Genomic DNA, 1,138 nt, shown 5'->3' with positions numbered 1-1,138 from the left:
AGTCGTAGTCCTCCAGCGTCTTGTGGTGCGGGAGCTTCGACAGTCGCAGGCCCTGGCGGAAACGGCGGTCATCGCGGACGGCCAGTTCCTCGGACAGCACCAGGTCGAGGAAGTCGAGATAACCCATCTTGGCCTCGTCGGCCCGCTGAGCATACTGGTTCAGGGCCTCGGCCAGGTGGGGCAGACCGAGCTTGCCGGCCGTAGTGCGGATGCGGGTGGAGACCAGCTCGCTCAAGACAGTTCCTTCTTCAGGGGGGTGGTGAACGGGCGGGTGCCGGTCAGCTCGTCATAGACCGACAGTGGACGGCGGCCGACCTCGACGTTGGCGGCCGCGGCCCGGGTCAGCAGGGCCTGCAGAGGCCCTGCTTCCTCGCCCAGAGGTGCCTCGTGGCGAGGTGAGGGCACGATGTCGGCGGTGGTGACACGGCGGTTCTTGCCATCTGGCAGACCGTCCCAGTGTTCTTCGTCGACGACCCGAACGCCTTTGCCGACCGCTCGCGGGTGGGCAGCCAGCAACGTGGAGCCGGTTGCATCGGTGATGGTGGAGTGCAGCATGACCTGGGACTTCGTGGCCCGGACCTCGATCAGCTGGCGAGGACGGACCTTGCGGGCCGGCACCGAGTAGAGGTTTCCGGCGAAGGCGACGAGGCAGTCCTTGCCGACCGGCCGCAGCTGCCGCTGGGTGACGACATAGGGCGCCTGGGGCAGCGGCCGCAAGGCCATGTGGTCCCGGACGGCCCGCAGGCCGATGACCTCGCCGTGGGTGCGGTGGGTCCGGGCCCGCCGCATAGGCACCCAGGCCATGAACGCGGCGTCCATCTCCTCGAGGGAGGCAAAAGCCCGGCCGGCCAGGACGTGGTCCCGGACGATGTCGACCTGCCGCTCGACCCGGCCTTTGCCGGTGGGGCGGTAGGCCGCCAGAACATCGATCTCGAAGTCGTAATGCCCGGCGAACGCGACCGCTTCCGGATGCAGTGGGACGGCCTCACCAGGGGCGACATGCCGACGGACCACCGTTTTGGTGCGGTCATAGACGATCGACATCGGCACCCCGCCGAAGTGGGCGAACGCCTGGCGGTGACAGTCGAAGAAGGTGGCCATGTCCTGGCTCGTGGTGAAGCAGCAGAACGGGTCGCGC

At 68.2% G+C, this 1,138-nt stretch carries 1 protein-coding gene and 1 pseudogene; both read right to left on the bottom strand.

Annotated elements, in window-relative coordinates; translation table 11 throughout:
* The coding region (locus ACFC02_RS42785; protein ID WP_376368475.1) for an ATP-binding protein at nt 1-235 on the bottom strand (235 nt) is incomplete at its 3' end.
* A pseudogene (locus tag ACFC02_RS42780) lies at nt 232-1,138 on the bottom strand (IS21 family transposase); the annotation flags it as partial. The pseudogene ACFC02_RS42780 and the gene ACFC02_RS42785, both read right to left, overlap by 4 nt.

It is taken from the genome of Streptomyces sp. NPDC056160, assembly GCF_042268205.1.
GTDB lineage: Bacteria > Actinomycetota > Actinomycetes > Streptomycetales > Streptomycetaceae > Streptomyces.
Note: the sequence above shows the minus strand (reverse complement) of the source record. Positions and strands in the feature narration are given on the sequence as shown.